Here is a 19131-nt window from a genome sequence, read left to right on the forward strand (position 1 = left end):
AGGAGCCCATGCGCACACCCCGCAGAAACCCGGAAGCAGCGGCGCCGCGGCTGCCCGCGCCTGCGGACGGCCGCGCCACGGGAACAGGCCGCCGGGCCCACGCCGGGCCGCCGGCCGACGAACCCGCGGAGCAGGGGGTCCACCAGCCCGCCCCGGCCGCCCCCACCGCCCCGCACGCCCGAGGCCCCCGACTGCGGCCCGCCACCGTCCGCGCGAAGATCGTCTCGCTGCTGATGGTCCCGGTCGTCTCGCTGCTCGCCCTCTGGGCCTTCGCCACCGTCAGCACCGCCCAGGACATCGCCCGGCTCAGCCGCGTCCACCAGGCCGACACCGAGATACGCACCCCCGTCGCCGCCGCCGTCACCGAGCTCCAGGCCGAACGGCGCGCCGCCGTACGCCTCCTCGCCGACCCCGCCGCCGACCCGGCCGCCCTGGACCAGCAGGCCCGCCGCACCGACACCGTCGTCGGGCGGCTGCGTCTCGGAGACCGCAACACCATCGCCGACTCCGGAGACTACGGCTCGGACATCGTCGTCCGCCTGGGCGCCTTCGTCGCCGACGCCGAGGCGCTCGTCCCGGCCCGCAAGGACGTCACCGGCCGCCGCGCCACCCCCGAGGCCGCCTACGCGATCTACACGCGCGTGATCGACTCAGCCTTCGCCGTAGGCGGCGCCCTGACCGGCGGAGAAGACGCCGAACTCGGCCCCGACTCCCGCGTCCTGCAAGAATTCGCCCGCGCCGGGGAACTCCTCGCCCGGGAGGACGCGCTGCTCGCCCTACCGGGCCCGCGCACCGCTGAAACGCTTCGGCAACTGACCGGGACCATCGAGACCCGGCGCATCCTCACCGCCTCCGCGGCCGGCGACCTCCCCACCGCCCAGCAGGACGCCTGGCAGTCCGTCGCCAAGAGCGCCGCCTACGCCGACCTCACCGCCGCCGAGGACCGGGCACTGGCCGCGGCGGCCAAGGAGGCCCGCGGTGTGCCCGCCGGATGGGAGGGCGCCTACACCTCCATCAGCGTTTCCATGCGGGAGATCGAAGGAGCCGCGCACGCCGCGGCCGCCGACCGGGCCGACCCGCTCGCCGAAGGGGCGCTCAGCCCGGCAGGCGCCGCCGTCCTGCTGGGTCTGGCCGCCGTCGCGGCCTCGCTGGTCATCTCCGTCCGCATCGGCCGCGCCCTGGTCGTGGAGCTGGTCTCGCTGCGCAACACAGCCCTGGAGATCGCCCACCGCAAGCTCCCGCACGCCATGGAGCGGCTCCGCGCGGGCCAGGACATCGACGTCGCCGGCGAGACCCCGTCCGGGCCGCCGGCCGACGACGAGATCACCCAGGTCGGCGAGGCGCTCGCCACCGTCCACCGGGCCGCGCTCAGCGCCGCCGTCGAACGGGCGGAGCTGGCCAGCGGGGTCTCCGGGGTGTTCGTCAACCTCGCCCGCCGCAGCCAGGTCCTCGTCCACAAGCAGCTCACCCTGCTCGACTCGATGGAACGCCGGGCGGACGACCCGAACGAGCTCGGCGATCTCTTCCGCCTCGACCACCTCACCACCCGGATGCGCCGGCACGCCGAGAGCCTCATCATCCTCTCGGGCGCGGCGCCGGGCCGGGCCTGGCGGATGCCGGTACCGCTCACGAACGTCGTACGGGCGGCCGTCTCCGAGATCGAGGACTATCCGCGGGTGGAGGTCCGCCAGCTCGCGGAGGCCGCCGTGATCGGGGGAGCCGTCGCCGACCTCACCCACCTGCTGGCCGAACTCATCGAGAACGCCGCCCAGTTCTCGCCGCCGCACACCAAGGTCCGGGTCAGCGGCGAGCCGGTCGGCGCCGGTTACGTACTGGAGGTCGAGGACCGGGGGCTCGGCATGGGCCGCGAGACCCTGAACGACGCCAACCGGCGCATCGAGCAGTCCGAGGCGCTCGACCTCTTCGACAGCGACCGGCTCGGGCTGTTCGTCGTCAGCCGCCTCTCGGCCCGTCACGGCGTGAAGGTGCACCTGCGCACTTCACCGTACGGGGGCACCACCGCCGTGGTGCTGCTGCCGAACTCCATGCTCCAGAGCGCGATCACGGCCGGCGCCCCAGGCGCGGAGCCCCGGGCGGGGACGGTTGCCGCTTCCCAGGCCCAGGCCCAGGCCCGGGTTCCGGTCGCCGAGGCGGCACCGGAGGCGGCTGCGGAGTGGGCGGCTGGGGTGCGGGGGGCCGCGCGGACGGAGCGGCAACACGCCGTGACGGTCGTGCGGGAGGACGCGCGCGGCCTCGTGGGCCGGGACCCTGACCGCACACCCGCGCCGGAGGAGCCGCGCCCCGCCCCGGTGGCGGCGCTGCGGCCGCGCGCTCCCGGCGGCGCGGTCCCCCGTACGCAGGTGGCTGCCGCTCCCACGGCCCCCGCGACTGCCACGGCCCCAACCGCTCCTACGTCCCCGGGCACTCCCACAGCCCCCGCCGCTCCCGCGGCCTCGGTGACGGAACTGCCGCGCCGGGTGCGTCAGGCCAGCCTCGTCCCGCAGCTGCGCGAGGCTCCCGCCCCCGAGGCCCCGGCCGGCGCACGGCTCCCCGAGGACCCGCCGGGCCGCAGCCCGGAGCAGGCCCGGGACCGGATGGCGGCCTACCGGGCCGGCTGGGTCCGCGGCGCCCAGGAGAACTCCCCCCACGCAGGCACCGAAGGAGAACTGTGATGATCGAACACCAGAGGATCGACCGGGGCGGCGTCCGCAGGTCGGGCGAACTGGACTGGCTGCTGGACGACATGGTGGTCCGGGTCCGGGAGGTCCGGCACGCCGTGGTCCTGTCCAACGACGGGCTCCCCGTCGGTGCTTCGAGCGCCCTGAGCCGGGAGGACGCGGAGCACCTGGCCGCCGTGGCCTCCGGCTTCCACAGCCTGGCCAAGGGGGCGGGCCGGCATTTCCACGCAGGGGGCGTGCGCCAGACGATGGTCGAGATGGACGAGGGGTTCCTCTTCGTCGCGGCCGCCGGGGACGGCTCCTGTCTGGCCGTGCTCAGCGGGGCCGGTGCCGACATGGGGCTGATCGCCTACGAGATGGCCCGGCTGGTGAAGCGGGTCGGCGAACACCTCTACACCCCGCCCCGGTTCGCGGCGCGGCCGCCGGCCGCCGGCTGAGGGCGGTCCGGCACATGAACGGCCAGTGGTACGACGCCGACGCGGGCCCGCTCGTCCGTCCGTACGCCATGACCGGCGGGCGGACGAAGCCGGGGCCCCATGGGGTCCGCTTCGACCTGATCGCCCTGGTCGTCGTGGATCCGCAGGGCACCGACGAGGCGGCCGAGTCGCTGCTCGGCCCCGAACACCGGGCGCTGCTCGGACTCTGCCGGTCCGAGACGCAGTCGGTGGCGGAGCTCGCCGCCGACGCGGACCTGCCGGTGGGGGTGGTGCGGGTGCTCCTCGGCGACCTGTTGGAGGGCGGGCACGTCAAGGTGAGCAGGCCGGTACCGCCCGCGCAGCTGCCGGACGAGCGGATTCTGCGGGAAGTCATCGAGGGATTGCGAGCGCTGTGATGGGACAACACGACAACGGACCGGCTCCGGCCGCGGTTCCGGGTACGGCCGGTGCGGCTCCGGGCGCGGATCCCGGCGACGACACCGAACTGGCCTCGCTCGCGCTGAAGATCCTGGTGGCGGGCGGTTTCGGAGTCGGCAAGACCACGCTGGTGGGCGCGGTGAGCGAGATCAGGCCGTTGCGGACGGAGGAACTGCTGAGTGAGGCGGGCGAACTGGTCGACGACACCGGCGGGGTGGACCAGAAGACGACCACGACCGTGGCCATGGACTTCGGGCGGATCACCATCCGGTCCGGGCTCTCCCTGTACCTGTTCGGCACGCCGGGCCAGGACAGGTTCTGGTTCCTGTGGGACGAACTGTCGCAGGGCGCGCTGGGCGCGGTGGTGCTCGCCGACACGCGACGCCTGGAGGACTGCTTCCCGGCCGTGGACTACTTCGAGCACCGGCGCATCCCTTTCGTGGTCGCCGTCAACTGCTTCACGGATGCGCGGCGGTACGGGGCGCACGACGTGTCGCGGGCACTGGACCTGGACCGGGGGACCCCGGTGGTGCTGTGTGACGCGCGGGACAAGGACTCGGGGAAGGAAGTACTGATCAGGCTGGTCGAGTACGCCGGGCGGGTGCACACCGCCCGGCTGCTGGACTCGGTGGGTCCGCAGGCCGATTCGGTGTGAACCCGACCGGTCCGCGGAGGGTGAGGCTTCGGGCGGGTCGCCGCACCTCCCGTCAGTCCGCCACCCCGCCGAGGGCGATCACCTTGTCGATGGGCACCCGGACGAGGAGTTCGCCCGTAACGGCATTGCGGCGGCCGAAGGCCCGCGCGTTCTCCTCGCCCATGTAGCGGGCGCCGATCGCCGTCGCCCAGGCGAGCATCTCGTCCTCGTTCCCGGCATACTCGCTGATCTCGGCGCGGCCCTGGAGAACGACGTAGGAGTACGGCGGCCGGTCGTCGTCCACGCACAGCGCGACCCGGCCGTCACGGGCCAGGTTGCGTGCCTTCACCGTGTCCTTCCCGGTGGTGAACACGAACGAGTCGCCGTCGAGTGCGAACCAGATGGGAGCGATGTGCGGGCTTCCGTCCTCACGGACGGTGGAGAGCTTTCCGGTCCGAGTGGAGCAGGAGACGAACGCACGCCATTCCTCTTGAGTCATCTTCTTCGTCATGGGGACATCCTCCTTGCCGGAAAGGGGCTGGTGGGGAAGGCTTGCGCCACGACTACGCGGGGTGGGGCGCGGCCAGGCCGGCCGCGTCTACGGGGAGGGGTTCGCCATGGCACTGGACAAGCAGCTCGACTGGCTGCTGGACGACCTGACGCGCAGGGTCCAGCAGGTGCGGCACGCGGTGGTGCTGTCCAACGACGGCCTGGTGACGGGCGCGAGTGCGGGACTGGCGCGGGAGGACGCGGAGCACCTGGCGGCCGTCGCAGCCGGACTGCAGAGCCTGGCGAAGGGGTCGGGGCGGCACTTCAGGGCCGGGGAGGTCCGGCAGACGATGGTCGAGTACGACGAAGGGGTGCTCTTCGTCATGGCGGCGGGCGCGGGCAGTTGCCTGTGTGTGCTGAGCGCCTCCGAGGCGGACATCGGGCAAGTCGCGTACGAGATGACGCTGCTGGTCAACCGGGTGGGCGAGCACCTGGGCGTCGCGGAGCGGCGCATCACCGGCGGCTGAGTTATCCACAGGCCTCGCGAGGTGTCGTCGCGCTGAGTTACGGTCTTCACACAGAGTAATCAATGCTCGTGGGGGAGACCGTGATGATGACGCAGATGGGGATGGCCGTGCTCCGGGACGCCGTGACCAGCGACGTGCGGGCGGATGTGACTGCGGATGGCCGTCAGGGCGTGCGTCCGGGCGGGCGTTCGGGCGTGTGTCCGGGCGCAAGCCGGGACGGGGTTCCGGATGGCCGTGCGGAGGAGCCTGCCGAGGTGCTGGTGGGCGGTGTGCGGGCCGCAGGGGAACTGGGGCTGAGCCGGGGCGAGTTCGCCCGGGCCGTTCAGCTGGGGATCGTACGGGCGGCCGGGCCGCCCGCGTCCGGCGGGGCCGCGCGGTACGCCCGGGCCGAGCTGGACCGGGTCAGGTCCGCCGAGAGCCGGCTGGGCACGGAGTGGCCGGAGGCGCTGCGCGAACGGGTGGCCACCGTGGGCGGAGCGGAGGCGGCGGGAGTGCTGGGGGTCGGCCCGAGCCGCTTCACGCGGCTCGCGCGCTGCGGGCACGTCGTGCCGGTGGGCTACCGGATCAACCGCTACCGGGCGGTGGTGTGGCTCTACCTGGCCTCGGAGTTACGGGAGTTCGCGGCCCGGGAACCGACGATGCTGCGCGGGGTCGCACCTCCGGCGGACCGGGAGCTGATGGTGGCCAAGGCGGACCTGCGCCCGCGTAAGTGGCGCGGGCGGCACGTCGGGCTGCTGCTGAGACGGACCGCCGACCCCTGGGAGCGCGCTGCCGTACTGGCGTCCGTACTCCCCGAGGAAGAGCTGCGGCAGGCCGTGCCCGACCCGGCGGAGCGCATCGTGCTGGCCGCCCTCGCGCCGCCCCCGCCGTACGGCCACCCGCAGGTTCCGGCGGCCGCGGCCGTGGCGCTGCCGCTGCTGAAGGCCGAGCCGCCGGAGGAGATCGACTGGTACCGCACGAGCCTGGACTTCGCGCTGAGAGGGGCGCGTGGTCAGTCGAAGTCGACGGGGGAGAGCGGGCCGACGTAGACCCAGGCCCCGCCCTCGCGGGAGAAGGCGCTGTGCTCGTGCAGGGAACCCGTGTGCCCGCCCTCGCGGTAGTGCGCAAGGAACTCCACCGAACCCTCCGTCTCGAACATCCCCCCGCGCTCGGTGGCGAGGATCTCCAGCCGTTCCCAGCGCTGCCCGGGATCCAGGTCGAGCCGGGCCGGGCGGGTTGAGGGGTGCCAGGAACGCAGCAGGTAGGCGGTGTCGCCGACGGCGAAGGCGCTGAAGCGGGAGCGCATCAGCTTCTCGGCGGTGGGCGCCTGCTGGGCACCGGAGTGGAAGCGGCCGCAGCACTCCGGGTAGGTGGCGGGCAGCCCGCAGGGGCAGGGGAGGGCCGGGGTGGGCATGGGGTGGCTCGGTTCCTCGTGGAGGTCGGGGACTACGGGGGCGTCTGGACCAAGGGGTACGTCTGGACCGTGGGGTTGCCTGGACTGGGGGATGCCTCGGCCGTGGGCCGGCCGACCGGTTGCCTCGGCCGCGGGGCCGGTGGGGCGGGTTGCCTTGGCTACGGGGTCGGCGGGGCCGGCTCGGCGGGCCGGGGCGGCTTGGCGGGGTACGGGCGGAAGAGGCCCTCCTGGACGACGGAGACCAGCAGCCTGCCCTCCAGGTCGTAGATACGGCCCCGGGCCAGTCCCCGGCCGCCGTGCGCGATGGGGGACTCCTGGTCGTACAGGAACCACTCGTCCGCCCGGAACGGGCGGTGGAACCACATGGCGTGGTCCAGGCTCGCCATGTCGAACCCGCGCATCCCCCACAGGGGTTCGACCGGGATCCGCACCGCATCGAGGAGGGTCATGTCACTGGCGTAGGTGAGGGCGCAGGTGTGCACGAGCGGGTCGTCGCCCAGCGGGCCGACCGCCCGCATCCACACCGCGCTGCGGGGATCGGCGTCCTTGAGCTCCTCGGGAGTCCAGCGGAGCCGGTTCACGTACCGGATGTCGAAGGGCTGGCGGCGGGCCATCCGCTCCAGCGTTTCGGGCAGGGCGCCCAGGTGCTCGCGGATCTCGTCCGCGACCTTCGGGAGCGTGTCCGGATGGGGAACGTGGTGAGGAGGCAGCTGGTGCTCGATGCTGCCCTCCTCCGGATGATGGAAGGAGGCGGTGAGATTGAAGATCGTCTTGCCCTGCTGGACCGCTGTGACACGGCGCGTGGTGAAGGACCGCCCGTCGCGCACCCGTTCCACCTGGTACACGATCGGCACCCCGGGGATGCCGGGGCGCAGGAAGTACGCGTGCAGCGAGTGGACCGGGCGGTCGCTCTCCGTGGTGCGCCCCGCCGCCACCAGCGCCTGGCCGGCGACCTGGCCGCCGAAGACGCGCTGGAGTGACTCCTGCGGGCTGGCGCCGCGGAAGATGTTGACCTCGATCTGCTCCAGGTCGAGCAGGTCGACCAGTCTCTCGGCGGGGTTCGTCATCAGAGGTTCTCCACTGTCAGGTCCGGGCGGAGCGGGCGGGAAACACGGGTCGGCGGGTCCGGTGGGCCGCCGGGGGCGGTCGGCGGTCTCAGAGGGCCCCGAGCTCGCCGACCGAGGTGACCCGGATGACGGCCCGGCCCTCCTCGTCGGAGGCCGCGAGATCGACCTCGGCGCTGATGCCCCAGCCATGGTCCCCGTTGGGGTCGGCGAAGGTCTGGCGGACGCGCCACAGGCCGTGCGCCGGGTCCTCCTCGATCTGCAGCAGCTTCGGGCCGCGTGCGTCGGGGCCGGTGCCCAGGTCGTCGTACTCGTCCCAGTACCCGTCCATCGCCTCGCCCCAGGCGTCGGCGTCCCAGCCGGACTCGGCGTCCAGCTCGCCCAGCACGTTGACGTGGTCGAGGGCGGCCAGCTCCACCCGGCGGAACATGGCATTGCGGACCAGGACGCGGAAGGCGCGTGCGTTGGCGGTGACCGGCTTGACCTGGTCGGCCTTCTCCTGGGCCTGCTCCGCCGTCTCCACCTCCGGGTTCGCCAGCTGCTCCCACTCGTCCAGCAGGCTGGAGTCCACCTGGCGGACCAGCTCCCCGAGCCACTCGATCAGGTCCTGGAGGTCCTCGGACTTGAGGTCGTCGGGGATGGTGTGGTCCAGCGCCTTGAACGCGCTCGCCAGGTAGCGCAGCACGATGCCCTCGGTGCGGGCCAGCTCGTAGAAGGAAGTGAACTCGGTGAAGGTCATCGCGCGTTCGTACATGTCGCGGATGATCGACTTCGGGGAGACCGGGTGGTCGCGGACCCACGGGTGGCTCTTGGCGTACACGTCGTAGGCGTGGAAGAGCAGCTCTTCCAGCGGCTTCGGATAGGTGACGTCCTGAAGCCGCTCCATCCGCTCCTCGTACTCGATCCCGTCGGCCTTCATCTGGCCGACCGCGATGCCGCGTTCCTTGTTCTGCTGGGCGGCCAGGATCTGGCGGGGGTCGTCCAGCGTGGACTCCACGACGGACACCATGTCCAGCGCGTAGGAGGGGGACTCCGGGTCCAGCAGGTCGAAGGAGGCGAGCGCGAAGGTGGACAGCGGCTGGTTGAGCGCGAAGTCCTGCTGGAGGTCGACGGTGAGCCGGATGGTGCGGCCCTCCGCGTCCGGGGTGTCGAGCTTCTCGACCACACCGCCGTCCAGCAGCGAGCGGTAGATCGCGATGGCCCGGCGGATGTGCCGCAGCTGGGCCTTGCGCGGCTCGTGGTTGTCCTCCAGGAGGTGGCGCATCGCCTTGAACGCGTCGCCCGGCCGGGCGATGACCGACAGCAGCATGATGTTGGTGACCTTGAAGCGCGAGGTCAGCGCCTCCGGGTCGGCGGCGATGAGCTTCTCGAAGGTGGTGTCCGACCAGGCGACGAAGCCCTCGGGAGCCTTCTTGCGCACCACCTTGCGGCGCTTCTTCGGGTCGTCGCCCGCCTTGGCGAGGGCCTTCTCGTTCTCGATGACGTGCTCGGGCGCCTGGGCGACCACATAGCCCGCCGTGTCGAAGCCGGCCCGGCCGGCGCGGCCGGCGATCTGGTGGAACTCGCGGGCGCGCAGGGTGCGGACCCGGTTGCCGTCGTACTTGGTGAGCGCGGTGAACAGCACCGTGCGGATAGGGACGTTGACGCCGACGCCGAGGGTGTCGGTACCGCAGATGACCTTCAGCAGACCGGCCTGGGCCAGCTTCTCGACCAGGCGCCGGTACTTGGGCAGCATTCCGGCGTGGTGCACGCCGATGCCGTGCCGGACGTAGCGCGACAGGTTCTGGCCGAACTTGGTGGTGAACCGGAAGTTGCCGATCAGGTCGGCGATCTTGTCCTTCTCCTCGCGGGTGCACATGTTGATGCTCATGAGCGACTGCGCCCGCTCGACCGCCTGGGCCTGGGTGAAGTGCACGATGTAGACGGGAGCCTGCCGCGTCTCCAGCAGCTCGGTGATGGTGTCCGTGATCGGTGTGGTGACGTACTCGTACGACAGCGGGACCGGCCGGGTCGCGGAGCGGACCACCGAGGTGGGCCGGCCGGTGCGCCGGGTCAGGTCCTCCTCGAACCGCTTCATGTCGCCGAGGGTCGCGGACATCAGGATGAACTGCGCCTGCGGGAGCTCCAGCAGCGGGATCTGCCAGGCCCAGCCGCGGTCCGGCTCGGCATAGAAGTGGAACTCGTCCATCACGACCTGGCCGATGTCGGCGTGCTTGCCGTCACGCAGGGCGATGGAGGCCAGCACCTCGGCGGTGCAGCAGATCACCGGTGCGTCCGCGTTCACCGAGGCGTCGCCGGTCAGCATGCCGACGTTCTCGGTGCCGAAGAGCTTGCACAGGTCGAAGAACTTCTCCGACACCAGCGCCTTGATCGGGGCGGTGTAGAAGGTGACCTTGTCCTGGGCCAGGGCGGTGAAGTGCGCGCCCGCCGCGACCAGGCTCTTGCCGGAGCCGGTCGGGGTGGAGAGGATCACGTTCGCCCCGGAGACGACCTCGATCAGCGCCTCCTCCTGAGCCGGGTACAGGGTGATGCCCTGGTCCTCCGCCCACGAGGAGAAAGCCTCGAAGAGGGCGTCGGGGTCGGCGTTCGGCGGGAGCTGATCAATGAGGGTCACACCCCCCATCTTGCCTGGCTTCCCCCCGGATCAGGGAACCGGCCGACGGAGGGAAGATCATCGACGGTACGCTGTGCCGTCGATGCGGCCCGAACGAAACCGTCGACCGGGCCCGACCAGCACACCACCGGGGCGGGGAACGACCATGATGGGTCCGGCGCATTCACTCTCCGGGGCGGCGGCCTGGCTGGGGGTGGGCGCGGCCACCGCGGCCGCAGGGCACCCCATGCCGTGGCCGGTCCTCGTCGTCGGCGCCCTGATCTGCGCCGGAGCAGCCCTGGCCCCCGACCTCGACCACAAGTCGGCGACGATCTCGCGCGCCTTCGGCCCGCTCTCCCGAGGCCTGTGCGAAGTGGTCGACAAGATCTCCTACGCCGTCTACAAGGCCACCCGCTCGCCGAAGGACGCCCGCCGCACCGGGGGCCACCGCACCCTGACGCACACCTGGCTCTGGGCCGTCCTGATCGGCGGCGGTGCCTCCGTGCTCGCCGTGACCGCCGACCGCTGGGGCGTGCTCGCGTTGCTCTTCGTCCACCTGGTGCTCGCGGTCGAGGGCCTGCTGTGGCGGGCCGCCCGGATGTCCAGCGACATCCTCGTCTGGCTGCTCGGCGCGACCAGCGCGTGGATCCTGGCGGGTGTGCTCGACCAGCCCGGCAACGGCGCGGGCTGGCTGTTCACCGCACCGGGGCAGGAGTATCTCTGGCTCGGCCTGCCGATCCTGCTCGGAGCCCTGGTCCACGACATCGGCGACGCCCTGACCGTCTCCGGCTGCCCGGTCCTGTGGCCCATCCCGATCGCCGGCAAGCGCTGGTACCCGATCGGCCCGCCGAAGATGATGCGCTTCCGGGCCGGCAGCTGGGTGGAGCTCAAGGTCCTCATGCCGGTGTTCCTGCTCCTCGGCGGCTTCGGCGGCGCCTCCGCCCTCGGGTTCGTCTAGGCCGTCTCTTTCGGATCTTGCCGCGGGCCTGGGGGCACCTCCCAGCGGTAGCTGGGGGAGCAGGATCCGAAAGAGGGCCCAAGTCCATCCGGAGGTGTCCCGCCATGAGGTTCGACGTCACGTTCGCCGGTGACCGGGTCCTCCTGCCGGACGGCGTGTTGCGCGCATCCGCTGTCCGGGCCGGCGACCCCGCCGCCGCCCCGCCGGAGATCCGCACCGTCGCGGGAGACACGGTTTTCGTCCCGGCCCCGCAGCGCGCCGAGCTGGAGCGGTTCTGCGAGGACAACGGGATCCCCCGGGTACGCAGGCCCGACGTGTGGGGTGAGCTCCTCGAGCCCTTTCTGGACACCGCTTTCGGCCCCGATCACCAGGCCGCCACCCTGGACCGCCCGGAGCGGCTCGGCGTGGGCCGGGCGGAGGCGGCGAGCATCCGCGACCGGGTCGCCCCACTCATGACCGCCTACAACGCCCTGCACTGGGACCGGCACCACCTGGGCCTCGCCGACCTCCTCGACGCGGCCTCGGCCGCCGTACCTCCCGGACATCCGCACGGCCGGCCCGGCGAGGTGGCCGCCTTCCGCTCGTGGGCCATGGCCATCGCGGAGCGCGGCCGTTCCCCCGACGGGCCCTGAGGCCGGCAGGGCCGCCCGGCGTGGCGGCCCCACCGCTCCGTGCCCCGGCGGCCATCAGGCACGTCGGCCCATGCCTCGGCGGGTCAGCCGTGCCAGGACCGCCACAGCGCCGCGTACGCGCCGTCGGCGGCGACCAGCTCGTCGTGCGAGCCGAGTTCGCTGATCCGGCCGCCCTCGACCACCGCGATCACATCCGCGTCGTGTGCCGTGTGCAGCCGGTGGGCGATCGCGATGACCGTACGGCCGTCCAGCACCCGGGCCAGCGAACGCTCCAGGTGCCGTGCCGCGCGCGGGTCCAGCAGCGAGGTCGCCTCGTCCAGCACCAGCGTGTGCGGGTCCGCCAGCACCAGCCGGGCCAGCGCGACCTGCTGTGCCTGAGCCGGGGTCAGCGCCGTGCCCCCGGAGCCGACCTCGGTGTCCAGGCCGGCCTCCAGGGCACGCGCCCAGCCGTCCGCGTCCACCGCGCCCAGCGCCTCCCACAGCTCCGCGTCCCCTGCGCCCGTCCTGGCCAGGCGCAGGTTGTCCCGCAGCGAGCCCACGAACACGTGGTGCTCCTGGTTGACCAGCGCCACGTGCTCGCGCACCCGCTCAGCCGGCATCCGCGACAGCCGCGCCCCGCCCAGGGTGATCTCGCCGGTCCGCGGCGCGTAGATGCCCGCGAGCAGCCTGCCCAGGGTGGACTTGCCCGCGCCCGAGGGGCCGACGAGCGCCATCCGGGTGCCCGGCGGCACGGACATCGACACCTCGTGCAGGACGTCCACGCCCTCCCGGTAGCCGAAGTGCACCTCGTCCGCCCGCACGTCCCGGCCCTCGGGCCCGACCTTGGGGTCCCCGGCGTCCGGCTCGATCTCCCGCACGCCCACCAGCCGGGCCAGCGAGACCTGGGCGACCTGCAGCTCGTCGTACCAGCGCAGGATCAGGCCGATGGGATCGACCATCATCTGGGCCAGCAGCGCACCCGTCGTCAGCTGTCCCACCGTCATCCAGCCCCGCAGCACGCAGTACCCGCCGATCATCAGCACGGAGCCGAGGATCGTCACGTACGTGACGTTGACGACGGGGAAGAGGACCGTCCGCAGGAACAGCGTGTACCGCTCCCACGCCGTCCACTGCTTGATCCGGCGCTCCGACAGCGCGATCCGGTCCTCACCGAGCCGGTGCGCCTCGACCGTGCGGCCCGCGTCCACCGTCTCGGTGAGCGCGGCCGCGACCGCCGCGTAGCCGGCCGCCTCCGAGCGGTACGCCGACGGCGCCCGCCGGAAGTACCAGCGGCAGCCGATCACCAGCACCGGCAGCGCCACCAGCGCGGCCAGCGCGAGTTGCGGCGCGGTCACCGCGAGCGCGCCGAAGAGCAGCCCCGCCCACACCACGCCGATGGCCAGCTGCGGTACGGCCTGGCGCATCGCGTTGGCCAGCCGGTCGATGTCGGTGGTGATCCGCGACAGCAGGTCGCCGGTGCCCGCGCGCTCCAGCACACCCGGCGGCAGTCCCACGGACCGCACCAGGAAGTCCTCGCGCAGATCGGCCAGCATCTCCTCGCCGAGCATCGCCCCGCGCAGCCGGACCAGCCGGACGAAGAGGGTCTGGACGGCGAGCGCCAGCGCGAACAGCAGCGCCACGCGCTCCAGATGGAGCTCGCGCGCCCCCGCCGCGAGCTCGTCCACGACCTGGCCCAGCAGATAGGGGCCGGCCATGGAGGCGATCACCGCGACGGCGTTGACGCCCACCAGGACCCCGAAGGCCCGCCGGTGTCGCCGGAACAGGCCGCGCACATAGCCCCGTACGGTCGCCGACGTGCCCACGGGCAGGGTCGCGACGGACTCCGGGGCCGCCGGATCGTACTCCGGCGGTGCCACGCCGATCATGCGGATTCCTCGATCTCTGTGAGTGCTTCTTCCAGCTCTGTCAGTCCGAGCTGCGCGACCCGCTGCTCCTCTTCCGTCTCGCGGGTGACGACCGCCCGGTAGAGCGGTTCGCCGTGCAGCAGTTCGCGGTGCGTACCGACCGCCGCGACCGTGCCCTCGTGGATGAGGACGACCCGGTCGGCGCGGTCCAGCACCAGCGGCGAGGACGCCAGCACCACGGTGGTGCGCCCGGCCCGCAGGGCCGCCACCCCGTCCGCGATCCGTGCCTCGGTGTGCGAGTCGACCGCCGAGGTCGGCTCGTCCAGCACCAGCACCTCCGGATCGGTCACCAGGGAGCGCGCCAGCGCGAGCCGCTGGCGCTGCCCGCCGGACAGTGACCGGCCGCGCTCGGTGATCCGCGCGTCCATCGGATCGTCGACCCCGTCCGGCGCCGACTGCAGCAGCGCGTCCAGAACGTCCGCGCACTGGGCCGCCGCCAGGGCGGCACCGGACTCGACGGCCCCGGAGGACGGTACGTCGAACAGCTCGCGCAGGGTCCCGGACAGCAGCACCGGATCCTTGTCCTGTACGAGGACCAACGTCCGCGCGGTGTCCAGCGCGAGCTCGTCCAGCGCGACCCCGCCGAGGAGCACCGAAGGCCCGGCGGCCGTCTCGGCGTCCCCGTCCATCGGGTGGCCGCCGAGGCGCTCCGCGAGCCGGCCCGCCAGGTCCGGGTCCCCGCACACGACGGCGGTGAACCGGCCGGCGGGGGCCAGCAGCCCGGTCCGCGGGTCGTACAGGTCCGCGCCCGGAGCCGGAGCCTTGGCCGCCTCGGCGGCCGGCTGCCCCTCGGCGGCGTCCGTACGGGTCAGCGACAGCACCCGGGCGGCCCGCTTGGCCGAGGGCCGCGAGAAGGAGTACGCCTGGGCGATCTCCTCGAAGTGCCGGAGCGGGTACAGCATCGTGGCCACCGCGCTGAACACCGCGACGAGTTCACCCACCGCGATGCGGTCGTCCGCCACGAGCGCGGAGCCGTACCAGACCACCGTGACCAGCAGCGCGCCCGGCAGGAGCACCTGGATCGCGGAGATCAGCGCCCACATCCGGGCACTGCGCACGGCCGCCTTGCGGACCTCTTGCGAAGCCTCGCGGTAGCGGCCGAGGAACAGCTCCTCGCCGCCGATGCCGCGCAGAACCCGCAGACCCGCGACGGTGTCGGAGGCCAGCTCGGTGGCCTTGCCCGCCTTCTCCCGCTGGATGTCGGCACGTCGGGTGGCACGGGGCAGCAGCGGCAGCGCCGCCAGTGCGACCACCGGCACGCCGATCGCCACGACCACGCCCAGCTCGGGTGCGTAGAACAGCAGGCCGACGCAGATCAGCACGACGGTGAAGGCGGCGGCGAGGAAACGGGAGACCGCCTCGACGAACCAGCCGATCTTCTCCACGTCGCCGGTGGAGACCGCGACCACCTCGCCCGCGGCGACCCGGCGGGTCAGGGCGGAGCCCAGCTCGGCGGTCTTGCGTGCCAGCAGCTGCTGCACGCGTGCGGCAGCGGTGATCCAGTTGGTGACGGCGGTCCGGTGCAGCATGGCGTCGCCGAGCGAGATGGCGGCGCCGAGCAGCACGAGCAGCCCGCCGACGAGCAGCAGCCGGGTGGAGTCGCGGTCGACGACCGCGTCGACGCCCGTGCCCACCGCGTACGGAAGTCCGGCGATGCCGCCGAAGTGCACCAACCCCCAGCACAGGCTCTTGAGCTGGCCGCCGAGCTGACCCCGGCCGAGCCACATCAGGAACCGAGGCCCTGAACGGGCGTCGGGTACCCCGGGGTCCGGATACGGAAGATCGCTGATCTGCATGACGCCCCATGACTGGTCGAGTGGTCCAAACCGTGCAAGGTTCGCCTTCAGTACCGGAGCCCGGCAATCGATTTTCCGGTGCCCAAGCACCCTCACGAGGAGGTTTGCGGCCGCCGCGGGCGACGTAGCGCCAGGTCAGAACCTACGTCAGGGGCGGGTGACGTGCTCCAGTTCGAGCAGAACCGAGTAGTAGCCGCGTCCGGTGGCCCGGTCCATGCCCACCTCGCACATCCGGTTCGCCGACAGGTGCGCGTCGAAGGGCCGCGCCGTGACCTCGGCGGCCTCGCGCGCCGTCGCCGAGGCCGTCAGCTCGGGGTGCAGCATGCCCCGGTCGCCCGCGAAGGCGCAGCACCCGGCGTCGTCCGGGACGACCACCTCGTCGGCGCACGCCCCGGCGACGGCCCGCAGCTGCGCCTCGTCGCCCAAGTGCCGCATCGAGCAGGTGGGATGGAGGACCGCCGAGCCGACCGTGCGGCGGATCTCCAGGTGCGGCAGCAGCTCCTCGGCCGCCCAGACGACCGAGTCGACGATGTGCAGCTCCGCGTGCAGGACCCGGTTCTCCTCCGTCAGGTACGGGACCACCTCATGGGCGAGGCCCAGGGTGCAGGAGGAGGCGTCGACGACCAACGGCAGCCGCCCGCCGGCGGTCCAGCCCCAGGCCGCCTCGACGATGCGGTTGGCCATCACCCGGTTCCCGGCGTCGTAGCCCTTGGAATGCCAGATCGTCGCGCAGCACGTGCCCGGCGCGTCGCCGGGGATCCACACGGGCTTCCCGGCCCGCTCCGACACGGCCACGACGGCCTCCGGCAGGGAGGGCCCGGGCCGTCGGCCGGGACCGCCGAAGATCCGGTTGACGCAGGCCGGGTAGTACACGGCCGAGGCGCCCACCCGCCGGGTGGCGGGCAGTCTCCGCGCGGCGGCTCCGGGGATCTGCGGCAGCCATTGGGGAACCAGGTCCGGTCGTACGGCCCTGCGTGCGGCCCGCGTGACCGCCTCCACCACGCGGTCCCCGAGCCGGTCGGTCAGCTTGTCGGCGGTGGCCACGGCCAGCCGGGCGGCGGCTTCGACCGCGCGGAACCGCCGCGCGGCCAGGGCGGCGGCCCGCTCCTCGCGGGCGCTGTGCCGGCGGTGGCGGAAATCCCTCATCAGCGCGCCGGTGTCGATGCCGACCGGGCAGGCGAGCTTGCAGGTGGAGTCGCCCGCGCAGGTGTCGACGGCGTCGTAGCCGTAGGCGTCGAGCAGCCCGTCCAGCACCCTGGAGCCGGGCTGCTGGCGCGCCATTTCGCGGCGCAGCACGATCCGCTGGCGGGGAGTGGTCGTCAGGTCCTGGCTGGGGCAGGTCGGTTCGCAGAATCCGCACTCGATGCACGGGTCGGCCACCGCCTCCACCCGCGGAATCGTCTTCAGGCCGCGCAGGTGCGCCCGCGGGTCGCGGTCGAGGAGGACCCGCGGGGCGAGCACCCCCTCCGGGTCGACGAGGCGTTTGGTGCGCCACATCAGCTCGGTGGCCCCGGCGCCCCATTCCAGTTCCAGGAAGGGCGCCATGTTGCGTCCGGTGGAGTGCTCGGCTTTCAGGGAACCGTCGAACCGTTCCACGGTGAGCCGGCAGAAGGCGTCCATGAAGGCCGCGTACCGCTCGACGTCCGCCGGGTCGGCGGCGTCGAAGGCGAGCAGGAAGTGCAGGTTGCCGTGGGCCGCGTGACCGGCGACGGCCGCGTCGAAGCCGTGCTCCGCCTGGAGTTCGAGGAGCGCCTCGCAGGCCTCGGCCAGCCGGGACGGCGGTACCGCGAAGTCCTCGGTGATCAGCGTGGTGCCGGCGGCGCGGGCGCCGCCGACGGCGGTGACGAAGGCCCTGCGCGCCGTCCAGTAGCCGCCGATGGTCCGGGGGTCCCGGGTGAAGGCGTTCGTGACCGAGGCCACCGGAGCCACGAGGTCGAGCCCGGCGAGCAGCCGCGTGGCGCGGCGTTCGCAGGCGTCGCGGCCGGCCTCGTCCGGTGCGCGGAACTCCACCAGCAGGGCGGTGGTGTCCTTGGGCAGGTCCGCCCAGTCGGCGGGGACGCCCGCGACGCTGACCGAGGCGCGCAGGGTGTTGCCGTCCATCAGCTCGACCGCGAGGGCGCCGGCCTCGTTGAAGAGCGGCACGGCCGCGGCCGCGGCCGGCAGCGAGGGGAAGAACAGCAGGGCGGAGCAGAGTTCGCGGTCCAGGGGGAGGGTGTCGAAGACGACCTCGGCGATGAAGCCGAGGGTGCCCTCCGATCCGACCGTCAGACCGCGCAGGATCTCGACGGGGGTGTTGCCGTCCAGATAGGCGTCGAGCCGGTAGCCGGTGGTGTTCTTGATCTCGTACTTGGCGCGGATCCGGGCGACCAGCGCGGGGTCGGCCTCGATCTCCGCCTTGATCTGCATCAGCCCCTGGCACAGGGCAGGTTCGGCGCGTGCCAGCTCCTCGTCGGCCAGCGGGTCCGCCGTGTCCACCACGGTGCCGCCCGGGAGCACGAGGGTGAGGGAGGAGAGCATGCGGTACGAGTTCCTCGTGGTGCCCGCCATCATGCCGGAGGCGTTGTTGGCGACGACTCCGCCGAGCGTGCAGGCGAGGGCACTGGCCGGGTCGGGGCCGAGTACGCGGCCGTGCCGGGCGAGGGCGGCGTTGGCCCGGAAGACGGTGGTGCCGGGCTGGATCCGGGCTCGCCTGCCACCGGCCAGCACCTCGACGCCGGTCCAGTGGCGGCGTACGTCGACGAGGATGTCCTCGCCCTGGGCCTGACCGTTGAGCGAGGTGCCGGCGGCGCGGAAGACGACCTCGCGCTGCCGGCCGTGCGCGTACGAGAGCACCGCGGAGACGTCGTCGATGTCCTCGGCGATCACCACGACCTGGGGGACGAAGCGGTAGGGCGACGCGTCGGTGGCGTAGCGGACCAGGTCGGAGACCTTCCACAGCACCTTCTCGGCGCCGAGCAGCTCGGCCAGCTCGGTGCGCAGTGGTTCCGGGGTGCCGGCGGCCCGGTGCTCGGGCACCCGGTCGGGAGCGGGACCGCTGGTGCCGCGCGGGCGCAGGGCTCCGGGCTTCGGTTCCAGCAGTGGCATGGCCGACCCCTCGCCTCGTCGCGGGCCACGCGTGGCCCCGTCAGCAGTGGCGCTCCGCCGGGGCGTCCGACAGGGCGTTCAGCAGTCCGCCGAGCACCTCGCGCTGTTCGGCGGTCAATGGAGCCAGGATCTCCTCCGCCGCGTCGGTCCGCGCGTTGCGCAGACGACGCAGCGTGGCGCGTCCGGTGTCGGTGAGCTCGATCCTTATGACGCGGCGGTTCGCGGGGTCGGGTGCGCGGCGCACGCAGCCGGCCGCCTCCAGGCCGTCCACGAGGGTGGTCACGGCGCGGGGGACGACCTCCAGGCGGGCGGCGAGATCCGCCATTCGGGGGGCCTGGTCGCCCTCGTAATGCGAGACGAGGCGCAGCAGCCGACTCTGGGCGGGAGTGATACCGAGCGGTTCCATGTGGCGCTTCTGGATCCGGTGGAGCCTGCGCGTCAGGCGCAGCAGCTGTTCGGCGAGGAGGCGGTCGGTGTCGGAGGCGGAGGCGGAGGCGGAGGCGGAGCTCATGCCGGGAACAATAT

Annotated in this window: 16 protein-coding genes; 8 read left to right on the forward strand and 8 right to left on the reverse strand. The window is 72.9% G+C overall.

The genetic code is table 11. The features are described from left to right. Positions 1-8: 8 nt before the first annotated feature. The 4 genes from AB0D48_RS18670 to AB0D48_RS18685 are packed head-to-tail and all read left to right on the forward strand — an operon-like array spanning position 9 to position 4187. Positions 9-2672, forward strand: a complete 2664-nt coding sequence (locus AB0D48_RS18670) for an ATP-binding protein (RefSeq protein WP_362397493.1) — start codon at positions 9-11, stop codon at positions 2670-2672. Further along, positions 2672-3115 (forward strand): roadblock/LC7 domain-containing protein, encoded by a 444-nt coding sequence (locus AB0D48_RS18675; protein ID WP_362397495.1) that lies wholly within the window; start codon positions 2672-2674, stop codon positions 3113-3115. Before AB0D48_RS18670 ends, AB0D48_RS18675 begins: the two co-directional genes overlap by 1 nt. 14 nt (positions 3116-3129) lie before the next feature. After that, the gene (locus tag AB0D48_RS18680; protein ID WP_328924407.1) at positions 3130-3510 is read left to right on the forward strand and encodes a DUF742 domain-containing protein; all 381 of its coding nucleotides are present in this window, start codon (positions 3130-3132) and stop codon (positions 3508-3510) included. Next, on the forward strand, positions 3510-4187 hold the full coding sequence (locus AB0D48_RS18685) for an ATP/GTP-binding protein (RefSeq protein WP_362397498.1): 678 nt from the start codon (positions 3510-3512) through the stop codon (positions 4185-4187). The genes AB0D48_RS18680 and AB0D48_RS18685 overlap by 1 nt, the downstream gene beginning before the upstream one ends. A 52-nt stretch (positions 4188-4239) precedes the next feature. Here the strand turns inward: AB0D48_RS18685 and AB0D48_RS18690 are convergent, their stop codons facing one another. Continuing rightward, entirely contained in the window at positions 4240-4677 is a 438-nt protein-coding gene (locus tag AB0D48_RS18690; RefSeq protein ID WP_362397501.1) for a PPOX class F420-dependent oxidoreductase, read from the reverse strand. 106 nt (positions 4678-4783) lie between these two features. Here AB0D48_RS18690 and AB0D48_RS18695 point away from each other — a divergent pair, with 106 nt between their 5' ends. Next, positions 4784-5182 carry a roadblock/LC7 domain-containing protein gene (locus tag AB0D48_RS18695; protein WP_328924404.1) on the forward strand — a complete coding sequence of 133 codons (399 nt, stop codon included), beginning with the start codon at positions 4784-4786 and terminating at the stop codon, positions 5180-5182. Between the two features lie 254 nt (positions 5183-5436). Then, on the forward strand, positions 5437-6210 hold the full coding sequence (locus AB0D48_RS18700) for a DUF6397 family protein (protein WP_362397504.1): 774 nt from the start codon (positions 5437-5439) through the stop codon (positions 6208-6210). On the opposite strand, the gene AB0D48_RS18705 is transcribed toward AB0D48_RS18700, so the two are convergent. The 3 genes from AB0D48_RS18705 to AB0D48_RS18715 all read right to left on the reverse strand — a co-directional run bounded on the left by AB0D48_RS18705 (position 6174) and on the right by AB0D48_RS18715 (position 10253). Further along, positions 6174-6575: a YchJ family metal-binding protein gene (locus AB0D48_RS18705; protein ID WP_362397507.1), complete on the reverse strand. Its 402-nt coding sequence runs from the start codon at positions 6573-6575 to the stop codon at positions 6174-6176. The two genes, AB0D48_RS18700 and AB0D48_RS18705, sit on opposite strands and share 37 nt — an antisense overlap. Before the next feature lie 158 nt (positions 6576-6733). Beyond that, complete coding sequence (locus AB0D48_RS18710) at positions 6734-7642, reverse strand: acyl-CoA thioesterase II (RefSeq protein ID WP_362397510.1); 909 nt, start codon at positions 7640-7642, stop codon at positions 6734-6736. 88 nt (positions 7643-7730) lie between these two features. Then, the gene (locus AB0D48_RS18715; protein WP_362397513.1) at positions 7731-10253 is read right to left on the reverse strand and encodes a DUF3516 domain-containing protein; all 2523 of its coding nucleotides are present in this window, start codon (positions 10251-10253) and stop codon (positions 7731-7733) included. A 145-nt stretch (positions 10254-10398) separates the two neighbouring features. Here AB0D48_RS18715 and AB0D48_RS18720 point away from each other — a divergent pair, with 145 nt between their 5' ends. Continuing rightward, the gene (locus AB0D48_RS18720; RefSeq protein ID WP_362397516.1) at positions 10399-11190 is read left to right on the forward strand and encodes a metal-dependent hydrolase; all 792 of its coding nucleotides are present in this window, start codon (positions 10399-10401) and stop codon (positions 11188-11190) included. 104 nt (positions 11191-11294) lie between these two features. Beyond that, entirely contained in the window at positions 11295-11822 is a 528-nt protein-coding gene (locus AB0D48_RS18725) for a hypothetical protein (RefSeq protein ID WP_362397519.1), read from the forward strand. 83 nt (positions 11823-11905) lie between these two features. Here the strand turns inward: AB0D48_RS18725 and AB0D48_RS18730 are convergent, their stop codons facing one another. The 4 genes from AB0D48_RS18730 to AB0D48_RS18745 all read right to left on the reverse strand — a co-directional run bounded on the left by AB0D48_RS18730 (position 11906) and on the right by AB0D48_RS18745 (position 19117). Next, a complete protein-coding gene (locus tag AB0D48_RS18730; RefSeq protein ID WP_362397522.1) occupies positions 11906-13687 on the reverse strand; it encodes an ABC transporter ATP-binding protein in 1782 nt (593 codons plus the stop codon). Beyond that, positions 13684-15522: an ABC transporter ATP-binding protein gene (locus AB0D48_RS18735; RefSeq protein WP_362397525.1), complete on the reverse strand. Its 1839-nt coding sequence runs from the start codon at positions 15520-15522 to the stop codon at positions 13684-13686. Before AB0D48_RS18735 ends, AB0D48_RS18730 begins: the two co-directional genes overlap by 4 nt. Positions 15523-15669: 147 nt before the next feature. Continuing rightward, positions 15670-18606 (reverse strand): FAD-binding and (Fe-S)-binding domain-containing protein, encoded by a 2937-nt coding sequence (locus tag AB0D48_RS18740; protein ID WP_362397527.1) that lies wholly within the window; start codon positions 18604-18606, stop codon positions 15670-15672. Positions 18607-18646: 40 nt separating this feature from the next. After that, positions 18647-19117, reverse strand: coding sequence for a MarR family transcriptional regulator (locus AB0D48_RS18745; protein ID WP_362397530.1), 471 nt, complete (start codon positions 19115-19117; stop codon positions 18647-18649). Positions 19118-19131: the final 14 nt, after the last annotated feature.

The sequence above is a fragment of the Streptomyces sp. NPDC048269 genome (assembly GCF_040652395.1).
Taxonomy (GTDB): domain Bacteria; phylum Actinomycetota; class Actinomycetes; order Streptomycetales; family Streptomycetaceae; genus Streptomyces.

Bases quoted from the DNA above. Each gene is read 5' to 3' on its own strand.
- AB0D48_RS18670 (WP_362397493.1), top strand. From the start codon at position 9: ATGCGCACACCCCGCAGAAACCCGGAAGCAGCGGCGCCGCGGCTGCCC.
- AB0D48_RS18675 (WP_362397495.1), top strand. From the start codon at position 2,672: ATGATCGAACACCAGAGGATCGACCGGGGCGGCGTCCGCAGGTCGGGC.
- AB0D48_RS18680 (WP_328924407.1), top strand. From the start codon at position 3,130: ATGAACGGCCAGTGGTACGACGCCGACGCGGGCCCGCTCGTCCGTCCG.
- AB0D48_RS18685 (WP_362397498.1), top strand. From the start codon at position 3,510: ATGGGACAACACGACAACGGACCGGCTCCGGCCGCGGTTCCGGGTACG.
- AB0D48_RS18690 (WP_362397501.1), bottom strand. From the start codon at position 4,677: ATGACGAAGAAGATGACTCAAGAGGAATGGCGTGCGTTCGTCTCCTGC.
- AB0D48_RS18695 (WP_328924404.1), top strand. From the start codon at position 4,784: ATGGCACTGGACAAGCAGCTCGACTGGCTGCTGGACGACCTGACGCGC.
- AB0D48_RS18705 (WP_362397507.1), bottom strand. From the start codon at position 6,575: ATGCCCACCCCGGCCCTCCCCTGCCCCTGCGGGCTGCCCGCCACCTAC.
- AB0D48_RS18710 (WP_362397510.1), bottom strand. From the start codon at position 7,642: ATGACGAACCCCGCCGAGAGACTGGTCGACCTGCTCGACCTGGAGCAG.
- AB0D48_RS18720 (WP_362397516.1), top strand. From the start codon at position 10,399: ATGATGGGTCCGGCGCATTCACTCTCCGGGGCGGCGGCCTGGCTGGGG.
- AB0D48_RS18725 (WP_362397519.1), top strand. From the start codon at position 11,295: ATGAGGTTCGACGTCACGTTCGCCGGTGACCGGGTCCTCCTGCCGGAC.
- AB0D48_RS18730 (WP_362397522.1), bottom strand. From the start codon at position 13,687: ATGATCGGCGTGGCACCGCCGGAGTACGATCCGGCGGCCCCGGAGTCC.
- AB0D48_RS18735 (WP_362397525.1), bottom strand. From the start codon at position 15,522: ATGCAGATCAGCGATCTTCCGTATCCGGACCCCGGGGTACCCGACGCC.
- AB0D48_RS18740 (WP_362397527.1), bottom strand. From the start codon at position 18,606: ATGCCACTGCTGGAACCGAAGCCCGGAGCCCTGCGCCCGCGCGGCACC.
- AB0D48_RS18745 (WP_362397530.1), bottom strand. From the start codon at position 19,117: ATGAGCTCCGCCTCCGCCTCCGCCTCCGCCTCCGACACCGACCGCCTC.